We start from the raw sequence: 12,967 nt of genomic DNA, 5'->3' as shown, positions 1-12,967 counted from the left end.
CCGCGCGCCGAGTGGTCGCAACACGCCGCGGGCCCGCCGTCGAGTGGTCACGAGGTGTCGTCCGGCACCGGCGTGACCGACGCTTCGTGACCTCTCGGCCCTGCGCGTACGGGGAGTTGTGACCTCTCGGCAGCCCTTCCGTCGGCCAGTCGCGGTGGGGAGCCCTTCCGGCGATCGTCGTCAGCCTCGCGGGCGCGCGCAGCCCCAACTGCGGTGTGGTCGCAACACGCCATGGGTCCCCCGTCGAGCGGTCAGAAAGTGTCGTCCGGCACCGGCGCGATCGACAGTTCGTGACCCCTCGGCCCTGCTCGTACGGGGAGTCGTGACCACTCGACCGCCCGCGCCGGGGCTGCCGTCGAGCGGTCAGAAAGTGTCGTCCGGCACCGGCGCGAGCGACAGTTCGTGACCCCTCGGCCGGTGCACGCGGGGAGTCACGACCACCCCACCCCACCCCAGCCCGCCGACGCCGCCCGGAGGTCAGCCGGCCAGGAAGGCGGCGACCGCTCCGTGCAGGGCAGCCAGGTCGTCGACGTGCACGAGCTCCCGGATCGAGTGCATCGACAGCAGCCCGACGCCGATGTCGATCGTCGGGATCCCGAGCCGGGTCGCCGCGATCGGGCCGATGGTCGAGCCGCCGGGGATCGTGTTCACGTTGACGAACGGCTGCCACGGCACACCGGCGGTCTCGCACGCGGCTGCCCAGACGGCCTCGCCCTTCGCCTCGGTCATGTAGCGCTGGTTCGCGCTGATCTTCAGCAGCGGTCCGGCTCCGGGGCGCGGACGGTTCGTCGGGTCGTGCTTCTCCGGCTGGTTCGGGTGCACCAGGTGCCCGGCGTCGCTCGACAGCAGCCACGACGCACGGAACGCCCGGGCGGCCTCGGAGCGGGTGGCGCCGAGGCCCTCCTGCACACGGCCGAGGACGTCCTCGAGGAACGGACCACCGGCACCGGACGGCGTCGACGACCCGATCTCCTCGTGGTCGAACGCCGCGAACACCGGGATGTGGTCACCGTCGGTCGGGGCGTCGACGATGCCTCGGAGCCCGGCGTGCACGCTCGTCAGGTTGTCCATCCGGCCGGACGCCAGGAACTCCCGCTCGATGCCGATCCGGGCCGGCGCCTGGGTGTCGGCGAGGAACAGGTCCCACGACACCGCACCCTCGCCGAGCCGGGCGAGCAGCCACTCCACGACGGAGGTCCCACCGGCGTCGCCGTCGACCCCGACGATCGGCAGGGTGTGGCGCTGGCGGTCGATCTCCTTGCCGTCGTTGACCCCGCGGTCCAGGTGGATCGCCAGGTTGGGGATCCGCGCGACGGCGTCGGTGCTGACGAGCCGCACACTGCCGTCGGCGTCGACGACCCGGCCGGCGATCCGCAGGTCGCGGTCGAACCAGGTCGACAGGAGCGCGCCGCCGTAGACCTCGATGCCCAGCTGCTCCCAGCCGCCGGTGCGGACGCCGGGGTTCGGCTTCACGCGGAAGCCGGGGGAGTCGGTGTGGGCGCCGAGGATCCGGAACGGCGTCGTCGGGCCGGCACCGTCGGGCAGGCGCCACGCGATTACGGCGCCGTCGCGGACCACCACGTACGCACCGGCTTCGGTCGGCCAGGCGTCGAGCTCGGACAGCTCGGTGAACCCGGCAGCGACGAGACGGTCACGCGTCGCCGCCGCCGCGTGGAACGCGGTGGGCGAGTCGGTGACGAACTGGGCGAACTCGGAGGCGATGGCGTCGACGGTCACCCGCCCATCGTGGCACGCGGTGGTGGCGACCCGACGCAGAACGGGGCGCGTCCGTCGGACGCACCCCGTTCCTCCAGGCCGGTGGACCCGACCCGACGGACCTGCTCAGCCCTTGGCGTGACCGGCCGAGCCGAGGACCTTCGCGGCCTCGACGACGCGGGCCGCCATGGCGGTCTCGGCGACCTTGCCCCAGGCGCGGGGGTCGTACTGCTTCTTGTTGCCGACCTCGCCGTCGATCTTCAGGACGCCCTCGTAGTTGCGGAACATCGAGTCCGCGATCGAGCGGGTGAACGCGTACTGCGTGTCCGTGTCGATGTTCATCTTGATGACGCCGTTGCGGACGGCCTCGTGGATCTCGTCGTCGGTCGAACCGGAGCCGCCGTGGAACACGAGGTCGAGGGGGTTCTCGCCGGTGCCGTGCTTCGAGGCGACCGACGCCTGGATCTCGCCGAGGAGCTCGGGGCGGAGCTTGACGTTGCCCGGCTTGTAGACGCCGTGCACGTTGCCGAAGGTGAGCGCCGCGATCCAGCGGCCCTTGTCGCCGAGCCCGAGGGCGTCGACGACCTTCTCGACGTCGTTCGGGGTGGTGTAGAGCGCGTCGTTCGTGCCCTCGTGCTGGACGCCGTCCTCTTCGCCGCCGACGACGCCGATCTCGACCTCGAGGATCGCGTTGATGTTCCGCGTCTTCTCGATCATGGTCTTCGCGATCTCGATGTTCTCGTCGAGCGGCACGGCCGAACCGTCCCACATGTGCGACTGGAAGATCGGGTTGCGACCCTGACGGACCTCTTCCTCGCTCGCCGCGATGAGCGGCAGGACGAAGCCGTCGAGGGCGTCCTTCGGGCAGTGGTCGGTGTGCAGCGCGACCGTGATGTCGTAGTTCTTGGCCACCTCGTGGGCGAACTTGGCCATCGCGAGGGCACCCGCTGCGCGGTTCTTGATGGTGTGGCCGGCGAAGTAGTCGGCACCGCCCGTCGTGACCTGGAGGATGCCGTCGGAACCGGCTTCCTGCAGGCCCTGGAGGACCGCGTTGATGGTCTGCGAGGAGGAGACGTTGACCGCGGGGTACGCGAACTTGCCCGCCTTCGCGCGTTCGATCATCTCGGCGTACTGTTCCGGCGTTGCGATGGGCACGTGGATCTCCTTCGACTTCGGTGATGTCCCCGCCGATCGTAGTCAGAAGCTCTGGAGGCGCGGTCCGGGTTACGTGGTCGGCTCACGTCCGGCGTGCACATGCGTGCACGGGCCCGGCGTCCGGACCGTCGGTCGGCCGCCGGTCGGTAGGCTCGGATCGTGACTCCCACTACCGAAACCGGCTCCCTGTTCCTCCAGCCCGACCGCAACCTCGCGCTCGAGCTCGTGCGTGCGACGGAGGCCGCCGCGATCCGTGCGCAGCCGTGGGTCGGGCGTGGTGAGAAGAACCTCGCCGACGGCGCCGCGGTCGACGCGATGCGCAAGTTCCTCGGCACGGTGAACTTCGACGGTGTCGTCGTCATCGGTGAGGGCGAGAAGGACAACGCCCCGATGCTCTACAACGGCGAGCACGTCGGCAACGGTCACGGTCCGGCCTGCGACATCGCGGTCGACCCGATCGACGGCACCTCGCTCACCGCCGCCGGCCGCCAGAACGCCATCTCCGTCATGGCCGTCTCGGACCGCGGCTCGATGTACGACCCGTCTGCCGTGTTCTACATGGACAAGATCGCCGCCGGCCCCGAGGGTCGCGGTGTCCTGGACCTCGAGAAGCCGATCGGTGACAACATCCGTGCGCTGGCGAAGGCCAAGGGCAAGGACCTCGAGGACATGGTCGTCGCCGTGCTCGACCGTCCGCGCCACGACGAGCTGATCCGCGCCATCCGCGCGACCGGTGCCGGCACGCGACTGCTGCTCGACGGTGACGTCGCCGGTGGCATCGCCGCCGCCCTGCCCGGCTCGACGATCGACATGTGCGTCGGGGTCGGCGGCACCCCCGAGGGCATCATCACGGCGTGCGCGATCAAGGCGCTCGGCGGCGTGATCCTCGGCAAGCTCCAGCCGAAGGACGACGAGGAGCGCGAGCGCGCCATCGCCGCCGGCCACGACCTGGACAAGGTCCTCGACCAGGACGACCTGGTCACCGGCGACAACACGTTCTTCGTCGCCACCGGCGTCACCGACGGCGTCCTGGTCGACGGCGTGCGTCGTTCGCGCGGCGTCATCCACACGGACTCGCTCGTGCTCCGCTCGCGCTCGAACACGATCCGCCGCATCCAGGCGGACCACCGTGCGGAGAAGTGGTTCTGAGCCCCAGGCCGTCCTGATCGGCGCAGATCCGTGCTGAACCTCTGAACCCGCCCGAACCACGCGATCCCGTGGTTCGGGCGGGTTTTCATTGTGCGGTGCGGTGCGGTGCGGTGCGGTGCGGTGCGGTGCGGTGCGGTGCTGCGCCGTCAGTCCTCGTCGACCGCCCCGACGAGCTCCGGCGCCGTGAGCAGCCGCGGCTCGTCCTCGATCGAGGACGGGTCCGCGATCACCTTCGACTCGTCGAGCAGCGACAGCCGACGGGCGCTCGGCAGCACCTGGCGTTCGAGGGACCCGACGAACCGGTTGTAGTCGACGACGGAGCCCCGGATCGACCTGCCGAGCTTGTCGACGTGTCCCGCCATCGTGGACAGCCGGCCGTAGAGCTCGCGGGAGACCTTGAAGAGCTCGTGCGCCTCTTGCGAGACGACGTCCTGCTGCCACGAGAAGGCCACGGTCTTGAGCACGGACCACAGGGTCACGGGTGAGGCGAGGGCGATGCGTTTGCGGAAAGCGTGGTCGAGCAGCCCGGGGTCGGCGGCGAGGGCGCTCGAGATGAGCGACTCGGACGGGATGAAGGCGACGGTGAGCTCGGGTGAGGCGTCGTAGCCGGTCCAGTACTCCCGTGCGGCGAGGGCGTCGACGTGCGCGCGGAGGGCCTTGACGTGCTGCGCGATGAGCTGGTCGCGTCGGGCTGCCTCGGCGCCGGTGGCGGTCGCCGGGATCTCGGCGGCCTGCAGGTAGGCGCTGAACGGCACCTTGGCGTCGACGGCGATGGTCTTGCCGCCGGGCAGGTGCACGACCATGTCCGGCCGGGCGGAGCCGACGGCCGTGGTGACGGAGGACTGCACGTCGAAGTCGACCCGTTCGAGCAGCCCGGCGGCCTCGACCACGTTGCGCAGCTGCGTCTCGCCCCAGACGCCGCGCGTGCTGTTCGACGACAGGGCGCTGGCCAGGGTGTCGGCGGTGGCGCGCAGGCGCTCTTCCGACTCGGCGGCCGACCGGAGCTGCGCCGACAGCGCGCCGTACTGCTCGCTCCGCGACTGCTCGAGCTCGGCGATCTTCGTGCGCATCACGTCGAGCGTCTGCGCCACGGGGCTGAGCGCGGAGAGCACCTTCGACTCGTTCTGGTTGCGCGCAGCGTCGACGCCGTGCATGCGCTGCACCAGGTGCTCGAGCTCGGCGGAGCGCCGTTCGAGCGAGTCGACCTGGCGGCGGTACTGCGTGTCCTGGGCATCGAGGCGTTCCTCGGCGTCGCGCCGGGCGGCTTCGAGCTGGCCGCGGAGTGCCTCGGCCGTCGCACGGGCCGATGCGGCGTCGACGCCCGCGCGCGACCGGGCGAGCGACCAGGCGACGACCGAACCGACGGCGATGCCGATCACGAGACCGATGACCAGGGCGAGGATCTGCATGTCGCGACCCTGGCAGAACCCACCGACACCGCGCCTCCCGGCACACCGGCGCAACGGGCCGGGCCAGCGCGACGGACCTCGGGATCCATGTCATGACATTAGGGCAAACAGGGTGTACAGTCGTGATCGTCCGCCGATGAAGCCGCACGGAAGGTCCACCGCGTCGCATGACGAACCAAGCTCCCCACGCCTACGACGTGATCACGATGGGACGCGTCAGCGTCGACATCTACCCGCAGCAGACCGGCCCGCTCGAGGACGTCTCGACCTTCTCGAAGTCCGTCGGCGGCAGCGCCACGAACGTCGCCATCGCCGCTGCTCGCCACGGCGCGGACGCCGCCGTCATCACCCGGACGGGCAACGACCCCTTCGGCCGGTACATCGCCCGCACGCTGCCCGAGTACGGCGTCGCGAACGCCTTCGTCGAGACGGTGGAGGGGCTGAACACCCCCGTCGCCTTCTGCGAGATCTTCCCGCCGGACGACTTCCCGCTCTACTTCTACCGGGCCCCGAAGGCGCCGGACCTGATGATCACGGCGAAGTCCCTGCCGCTGCACGAGATCGAGCGCGCGAAGATCTTCTGGACCACGGTGACCGGCCTCAGCGAGGAGCCGAGCCGACAGGCGCACCACGTCGCCTACGAAGCACGGTCCGCGGCGCAGAACAGCACGAAGACCCACACCGTGCTCGACCTGGACTACCGGTCCATGTTCTGGTCGAGCCCCGAGGCCGCGACCCGCGAGGTCGCGATCGCCCTCGAGCACGCCACCGTCGCCGTCGGCAACCGCGAGGAGTGCGAGGTGGCGGTGGGGGAGACCGACCCGGTCCGCGCCGCTGACGCCCTGCTCGACCGCGGCGTCGAGATCGCGATCGTCAAGCAGGGACCGAAGGGCGTGCTGGCGAAGACCCGCGACGAGTTCGTCGAGTTCCGTCCGCACCACATCGACGTCGTGAACGGGCTCGGCTCGGGCGACGGCTTCGGCGGCGCCCTGACCCACGGGCTGCTGCAGGGCTGGAGCCTCGAGCGGATCCTGGCGTTCTGCAACGCAGCCGGCGCGATCGTCGCGACGCGGTTCGAGTGCTCGACGGCGATGCCGACGAGCGACGAGATCGAGCAGTTCCTGACCGACAACCCCGCCGAGGGCACGAACCACACGGGTGAGACACACACCGAGGAGAAGACCCATGCCTGAGCTCAGCCCCGCTGACTTCCAGCGCCTCCGCGACATCCGTGCCGGCCAGCCCGACCTGGTGCGTGCCACGCTCGACGCCCGCCGCAAGCGCTCCCTGCTCGCCGACGACGGCAAGCTCTTCATCGTCGCCGCCGACCACCCCGCACGCGGTGCGCTGGCCGTGCGCGACGACGAGTCCGCGATGGCGGACCGCTACGACCTGCTCGAGCGGCTCGTCACGGCCCTCGGCCGTCCGGGGGTCGACGGGGTGCTCGGCACTCCCGACATCCTCGAGGACCTCGCACTGCTCGGCGCCCTCGACGGCAAGGTCGTCGTCGGGTCGATGAACCGCGGTGGACTCCGCGGCGCCACGTTCGAGATGGACGACCGGTACACGGCGTACTCGGCGCAGGCGATCAAGGACTCCGGGCTCGACTTCGCCAAGCTGCTGGTGCGCATCGCCCTGGAGGACTCGGGCACCGCGCCGACGCTCGAGGCCACGGCCCGCGCCGTCAGCGAGGCCGCGGCGCTCCAGCTGCCGATCATGCTCGAGCCGTTCATGTCCGAGTGGCGGGACGGCCGGGTCGTCAACGACCTGTCGACCGACGCCGTGATCACCTCGATGGCGATCGCTGCGGGACTCGGCGAGTCCAGCGCCTACAGCTGGCTCAAGATCCCCGTCGTCGACGACATGGAGCGCGTGATGGCCGCGACGACCCTGCCGACCCTGCTGCTCGGCGGCGACCCGGCTTCGCGCCCGCTGGAGACGTACGCGAAGTGGGCTGACGCCCTGGCCCTGCCCGGCGTCCGCGGCCTGGTCGTCGGACGCACCCTGCTCTACCCCTCGGACGGCGACGTCGCCGCCGCAGTGGACGTGGCCGCCGGTCTCGTCCACAGCCAGGAGGCCCGGGGCGGGTTCTCCACAGATGCCCACGACCCAGCCGCTCGGCTCGCGGGCGCCACCACCATGGACTCGTCCATCCCGGAAGGAAGCAACGCATGACGCTCACCGACACGACCACCACGACCGTCGGGCACTGGATCGACGGCAAGCGCGTCGAATCCGCGTCGGGCAACACCGCCCCCGTGTACGACCCAGCGCTCGGCGTCGCAACCAAGCAGGTCGCGCTGGCCGACGAGTCCGAGATCCAGGCGGCCATCGGCAGCGCCAAGGCGGCGTTCCCCGGCTGGAGCAACCTGTCGCTGGCCAAGCGCCAGGCGATCCTGTTCTCGTTCCGCGAGATCCTGAACCGCGACAAGGCCGAGCTGGCCGAGATCATCACGAGCGAGCACGGCAAGGTCATCGACGACGCCCTGGGTGAGATCGCCCGTGGTCAAGAGGTCGTGGAGCTCGCCACCAACATCCCGAGCCTGATGAAGGGTGAGTTCTCCGACCAGGTCTCGACCGGCATCGACGTCTACTCGATCCGCCAGCCGCTCGGCGTCGTGGGCATCATCAGCCCCTTCAACTTCCCGGCGATGGTGCCGCTCTGGTTCCTGCCGATCGCGATCGCCGCGGGCAACACCGTCGTGCTGAAGCCGAGCGAGAAGGACCCGTCGGCCGCCATCTGGCTCGCCGAGAAGTTCAAGGAGGCCGGGCTGCCCGACGGCGTCTTCAACGTGCTCAACGGCGACAAACTGTCCGTCGACGGCCTGCTCACCAGCGACGACGTCGAGTCGATCTCGTTCGTCGGCTCCACGCCCATCGCGAAGTACGTCTACGAGACCGGCACGAAGCACGGCAAGCGCGTGCAGGCCCTCGGCGGCGCGAAGAACCACATGCTGGTCCTTCCCGACGCCGACCTCGACCTGGTCGCCGACAACGCGATCAACGCCGGCTTCGGTTCGGCCGGTGAACGCTGCATGGCGATCTCGGTCGTCGTCGCCGTCGAGCCGGTGGCGGACGAGCTCATCCAGAAGATCAAGGACCGCGCGGCGACCCTGCGCATCGGCGACGGTCGTCGCGGGTGCGACATGGGGCCGCTCGTCACGGAGCAGCACCGTGACAAGGTCGCCTCGTACATCGAGGTCGCAGAGCAGGACGGTGCGGTGGTTGTGGTGGACGGCCGCACCGTCCGACCCGACGGCGACGAGAACGGCTTCTGGCTGGGCCCGACGCTGATCGACCAGGTGCCCACCACCAGCCGCGTCTACACCGAGGAGATCTTCGGTCCTGTGCTGAGCGTCGTGCGGGTCGCCACCTACGAAGAGGGCCTCGAGCTCATCAACTCCGGCGCGTACGGCAACGGCACCGCCATCTTCACCAATGACGGTGGCGCCGCTCGACGCTTCCAGCGCGACGTGCAGGTCGGCATGATCGGCATCAACGTCCCGATCCCGGTGCCCGTCGCCTACTACTCGTTCGGCGGCTGGAAGAACTCGCTGTTCGGCGACCACAAGGCGTACGGGGCCGACGGCGTGAGCTTCTTCACCCGTCAGAAGGCAATCACGAGCCGGTGGCTCGACCCGTCGCACGGCGGCATCAACCTCGGCTTCCCGTCGAACAACTGACCCGCAGCATGGCGAACGAACAGCACCAGCACGACCAGTGGTTCATCCCGGCGGGCTCCCGGCCCGAGGCGGGCTGGACCGACGTGGTCGACGGTCGCATCGAGGGGTGGGCGCACACCGGGCTCCGGACCGGCGCGCTGACCGACGGGCGCGAGCTGCGCCTCCCGGCCGACGCCGTGGAGCGCATCGTCGTGCCGCTCGCCGGGTCGTTCCACGTGACCCACTCGGGCGCTGCCGGTGACGGCGAGCAGACCCTGCAGGGTCGGGGGAGCGTCTTCGACGGCCCCACCGACGTCCTGTACCTGGGCTCGGGCTCCGCGGCCACCATCACCGGCAGTGGCCGGTTGGCCGTCGCCGAGGCGCCCACCGACACCGTCAAGCCGACCACCTACGTGGCCCGGACGGACGTACCGGTGGAGCTCCGCGGCGCCGGGCAGTCGAGCCGTCAGGTGCACAACTTCGGCACCCCGGCCGCGCTCGACGCCGTCAAGTTCATCGTGTGCGAGGTCATCACGCCGGCCGGCAACTGGTCGTCGTACCCGCCCCACAAGCACGACACGAACGTGCCCGGTTCAGAGTCGAACCTCGAGGAGATCTACTACTACGAGGCTGCGGTGTCCCGTGGGCTCGAATCGATCGCGCCCGAGGCCGCCGACCCGTTCGCCCTGCACCGCACGTACGCCTCGGACGACCGCGCCATCGACGAGTTCCGGCAGGTCCGGACCGGCGACGTCGCCCTGGTGCCGTACGGCTGGCACGGTCCGGCGGTCGCCGCTCCGGGCTACGACATGTACTACCTGAACGTGATGGCCGGGCCCGACCCGGAGCGCGTCTGGAACATCACCGACGACCCGGCCCACGGGTGGGTCCGACAGGCGTGGGCATCGGAATCGATCGACCCACGACTGCCCTACGAAAGGAAGCAGGCGTGACCACCACCACGCGGAAGATGACGGTCGGCCAGGCACTCGTCGAGTTCCTGGCCAACCAGTGGACCGTCGACGGTGACGTCCGCGAACGCACCATCCCGGGGATCTTCGGCATCTTCGGGCACGGCAACGTCGCCGGGGTGGGCCAGGCGATCAAGCAGCTCCACGTCGAACAGCCCGGTCTGCTGCCGTACCACCAGGCCCGCAACGAGCAGGCGATGGTGCACGAGGCCGTCGGCTTCGCCCGCATGCACCGCCGCCGCGCGACCTACGCGTCGACGGCGTCGGTCGGCCCGGGCGCCGCCAACATGCTGACCGCCGCGGCACTCGCCACCACGAACCGGCTGCCGGCACTGCTGCTGCCGTCGGACACCTTCGCCACGCGCACCACGGACCCGGTGCTCCAGCAGATCGAGCTGCCGCACGACACGTCGTTGCAGGTCACCGACGCGTTCCGTCCGCTGTCGCGCTACTTCGACCGTGTGGAGCGTCCGGAGCAGCTGTTCTCGATCGCCCTCGCCGCGATGCGGGTGCTGACCGATCCGGCCGAGACCGGTGCGGTGACGATCGCGCTGCCCGAGGACGTCCAGGCCGAGGAGCTCGACGTGCCCGTCACGTTCCTGCAGCCGCGCGAGTGGCACATCCGCCGTCCCCTGCCCGAGCGTGGCCCGCTCGAGCGTGCCGTGGCCGCGATCCGTGCCGGCCGGCGCCCGGTCATCGTGGCCGGCGGCGGGGTGCTGTACTCCGACGCCGCCGACGAGCTCCGCGCCTTCGTCGAGGCCACCGGGATCCCGGTCGGCACGTCGCAGGCCGGCGGCGGTTCCCTGGTCTGGGACCACCCGCAGTACCTCGGCGGGATTGGCGCGACCGGCACCGCGGCGGCCAACGCGATCGCCGCCCAGGCCGACGTCGTCATCGGGATCGGCACCCGCTACAGCGACTTCACCACGGCGTCACGAACCGCGTTCCAGAACCCGGACGTCACGTTCGTCAACGTCAACGTGGCCGCGTTCGACGCCTACAAGCACGGTTCGCAGCTGCCGCTGATCGCGGACGCAAAGGAGGCGCTGGTCGCCCTGACCGAGTCGCTCACCTCGGACACGGCGTACGTCGTCGAGCCCGGCTACGCCTCCGAGATCGCCTCGCTGAAGGCGGCGTGGGACGCTGCGGTCGACGGTGCCTTCGCGCCGTCCGGCGCAGACCTGCCCGGCCAGCCCGAGATCATCGGCGCCGTGCAGTCGGTCTCCGACCCGCGCGACGTCGTGATCCAGGCGGCGGGTTCGCTGCCCGGCGACCTGCACAAGCTCTGGCGGGTGCGTGACGAGCTCGGGTACCACGTCGAGTACGCGTTCTCGTGCATGGGCTACGAGATCGCCGGTGGCATCGGGGTCCGCCGCGGAGCTCCGGACCGCGACGCCATCGTGATGGTCGGTGACGGCAGTTACCTCATGCTGCACACCGAGCTCGTTACGGCCGTGGCCGAGGGCATCAAGATCATCGTCGTGCTCATCCAGAACCACGGGTACGCGTCGATCGGGCACCTGTCCGAGACCGTCGGCTCGGAGCGCTTCGGCACGAAGTACCGCTACCTCGACGAGACCGAGTCGTTCGAGAACGGCGAGCCGCTGCCCGTCGACCTCGCCGCCAACGCCCGCTCGTACGGCGTCGACGTCATCGAGGTGCAGCCCGGCCCGGACAGCATCGAGGACCTGAAGGCCGCGCTGCGTCAGGCGAAGGCGAACGACCACACCACCCTGGTGCACATCAACTCCGACCCGCTGGTCTACGCCCCCGAGGGCGACGGTTGGTGGGACGTGCCGGTCGCGCAGACCTCCACCCTCCCCAGCACCCAGGCCGCCCGCGCCGAGTACGAGCAGCAGGTCGCCACGCAGCGTCCGCTGCTCGGCTGAACCGTTCACTAGACAGAAAGCGACAGCGACGTCATGACCGACACCGCCACCCCCATCGGCAGCCCCGCGACCGACGCGGCGCCCGCCTCGATCCGCATCGGCACCGCCCCGGACTCGTGGGGCGTCTGGTTCCCGGACGACCCGAAGCAGGTGCCGTGGCAGCGCTTCCTCGACGAAGCGTCCGCCGCCGGGTACGAGTGGATCGAGCTCGGCCCGTACGGGTACCTGCCGACCGACCCGTCCCAGCTGTCCGACGAGCTCGAGTCCCGCGGGCTCAAGCTGTCGGCGGGCACGGTCTTCACCGGGTTCCACAAGGGCGAGGACCAGTTCCAGCGTGCGTGGGACCAGGCCGTCGCGGTCGCGGGCCTGGCAGCGAAGCTCGGCGCTGAGCACCTGGTGACGATCCCCGACCTGTGGCGCTCGGACGCCACCGAAGAGGTGCTCGAGCCACGCACGCTCACCGACGAGCAGTGGGAGCGTCTCGGCAAGGGCCACGACCAGCTCGGCAAGGCGCTGCTCGAGGAGTACGGCGTCCACCAGCAGTTCCACACCCACGCGGACAGCCACGTCGGCACCTACAAGGAGACCGTGCGGTTCCTCGAGGTCACGAACCCCGAGTACACGAACCTCTGCCTCGACACCGGCCACTTCGCCTACTACGGCGGCGACAACCTCAAGCTCATCGCCGCCCACCCGGAGCGCATCGGCTACCTGCACCTCAAGCAGGTCGACACCGACCTGCTGTTCGACGTGCTCAAGAACGACGTGCCGTTCGCGACCGCCGTGTCGCAGGGCATCATGACCGAGCCGCCGCACGGCACCCCGGAACTCGCCCCGATCATCGAGGCCGTCGCCGCGATCAACCCGGACGTCTTCGGCATCGTCGAGCAGGACATGTACGGCTGCTCCGTCGACGCCCCCGGCCCGATCGCCGAGCGCACCTTCCAGCACATCTTCGGCTCGACCTCGGCCGCCCGCGCCTCCTGACGCGCCGTCCACGCAGCGTCAACAAACCC

At 70.3% G+C, this 12,967-nt stretch carries 10 protein-coding genes; 7 read left to right on the top strand and 3 right to left on the bottom strand.

What is annotated here, in order from left to right; all coding sequences use genetic code 11:
- Window positions 1-477 precede the first annotated feature (477 nt).
- Window positions 478-1,737: a M18 family aminopeptidase gene (locus tag DEJ27_RS07985; RefSeq protein WP_111090664.1), complete on the bottom strand. Its 1,260-nt coding sequence runs from the start codon at window positions 1,735-1,737 to the stop codon at window positions 478-480.
- Between the two features lie 105 nt (window positions 1,738-1,842).
- Complete coding sequence (gene fbaA / locus DEJ27_RS07980; protein WP_110860683.1) at window positions 1,843-2,871, bottom strand: class II fructose-bisphosphate aldolase; 1,029 nt, start codon at window positions 2,869-2,871, stop codon at window positions 1,843-1,845.
- Between the two features lie 159 nt (window positions 2,872-3,030).
- Between fbaA and glpX the strand changes: the two genes are divergently transcribed.
- A complete protein-coding gene (gene glpX, locus DEJ27_RS07975) occupies window positions 3,031-4,020 on the top strand; it encodes a class II fructose-bisphosphatase (protein ID WP_017886722.1) in 990 nt (329 codons plus the stop codon).
- A 146-nt stretch (window positions 4,021-4,166) separates the two neighbouring features.
- Here glpX and DEJ27_RS07970 read toward each other — a convergent pair whose 3' ends face one another.
- Window positions 4,167-5,429, bottom strand: a complete 1,263-nt coding sequence (locus DEJ27_RS07970; protein ID WP_111090663.1) for a DNA recombination protein RmuC — start codon at window positions 5,427-5,429, stop codon at window positions 4,167-4,169.
- Window positions 5,430-5,596: 167 nt separating this feature from the next.
- Here DEJ27_RS07970 and iolC point away from each other — a divergent pair, with 167 nt between their 5' ends.
- Genes iolC through DEJ27_RS07940 form a run of 6 tightly spaced genes read left to right on the top strand, consistent with a single transcriptional unit; the run spans window position 5,597 to window position 12,938 of the window.
- On the top strand, window positions 5,597-6,622 hold the full coding sequence (iolC, locus tag DEJ27_RS07965) for a 5-dehydro-2-deoxygluconokinase (protein WP_110860679.1): 1,026 nt from the start codon (window positions 5,597-5,599) through the stop codon (window positions 6,620-6,622).
- Window positions 6,615-7,604, top strand: coding sequence for a class I fructose-bisphosphate aldolase (locus DEJ27_RS07960; protein ID WP_110860677.1), 990 nt, complete (start codon window positions 6,615-6,617; stop codon window positions 7,602-7,604). Before iolC ends, DEJ27_RS07960 begins: the two co-directional genes overlap by 8 nt.
- Window positions 7,601-9,112, top strand: a complete 1,512-nt coding sequence (locus DEJ27_RS07955) for a CoA-acylating methylmalonate-semialdehyde dehydrogenase (RefSeq protein WP_111090662.1) — start codon at window positions 7,601-7,603, stop codon at window positions 9,110-9,112. The genes DEJ27_RS07960 and DEJ27_RS07955 overlap by 4 nt, the downstream gene beginning before the upstream one ends.
- Before the next feature lie 8 nt (window positions 9,113-9,120).
- A complete protein-coding gene (gene iolB / locus DEJ27_RS07950) occupies window positions 9,121-10,044 on the top strand; it encodes a 5-deoxy-glucuronate isomerase (RefSeq protein WP_111090661.1) in 924 nt (307 codons plus the stop codon).
- Window positions 10,045-10,061: 17 nt separating this feature from the next.
- Window positions 10,062-11,951 (top strand): 3D-(3,5/4)-trihydroxycyclohexane-1,2-dione acylhydrolase (decyclizing), encoded by a 1,890-nt coding sequence (gene iolD / locus DEJ27_RS07945; RefSeq protein WP_111090699.1) that lies wholly within the window; start codon window positions 10,062-10,064, stop codon window positions 11,949-11,951.
- A gap of 33 nt (window positions 11,952-11,984) precedes the next feature.
- Entirely contained in the window at window positions 11,985-12,938 is a 954-nt protein-coding gene (locus DEJ27_RS07940) for a sugar phosphate isomerase/epimerase (protein WP_110860673.1), read from the top strand.
- The last annotated feature ends 29 nt before the right edge of the window (window positions 12,939-12,967 follow it).

Source organism: Curtobacterium sp. MCPF17_018 (assembly GCF_003234135.1).
In the GTDB taxonomy this organism is placed as follows: domain Bacteria; phylum Actinomycetota; class Actinomycetes; order Actinomycetales; family Microbacteriaceae; genus Curtobacterium; species Curtobacterium flaccumfaciens.
The sequence above is the reverse complement of the archived record's forward strand: the minus strand, read 5'-3'. Positions and strand labels throughout refer to the sequence as shown.

What these genes read in the sequence shown, in the direction of transcription:
- DEJ27_RS07960 (WP_110860677.1), top strand. Translation starts at nt 6,615, where the DNA reads ATGCCTGAGCTCAGCCCCGCTGACTTCCAGCGCCTCCGCGACATCCGT.
- DEJ27_RS07970 (WP_111090663.1), bottom strand. Translation starts at nt 5,429, where the DNA reads ATGCAGATCCTCGCCCTGGTCATCGGTCTCGTGATCGGCATCGCCGTC.
- iolB (WP_111090661.1), top strand. Translation starts at nt 9,121, where the DNA reads ATGGCGAACGAACAGCACCAGCACGACCAGTGGTTCATCCCGGCGGGC.
- DEJ27_RS07940 (WP_110860673.1), top strand. Translation starts at nt 11,985, where the DNA reads ATGACCGACACCGCCACCCCCATCGGCAGCCCCGCGACCGACGCGGCG.
- iolD (WP_111090699.1), top strand. Translation starts at nt 10,062, where the DNA reads ATGACGGTCGGCCAGGCACTCGTCGAGTTCCTGGCCAACCAGTGGACC.
- DEJ27_RS07955 (WP_111090662.1), top strand. Translation starts at nt 7,601, where the DNA reads ATGACGCTCACCGACACGACCACCACGACCGTCGGGCACTGGATCGAC.
- iolC (WP_110860679.1), top strand. Translation starts at nt 5,597, where the DNA reads ATGACGAACCAAGCTCCCCACGCCTACGACGTGATCACGATGGGACGC.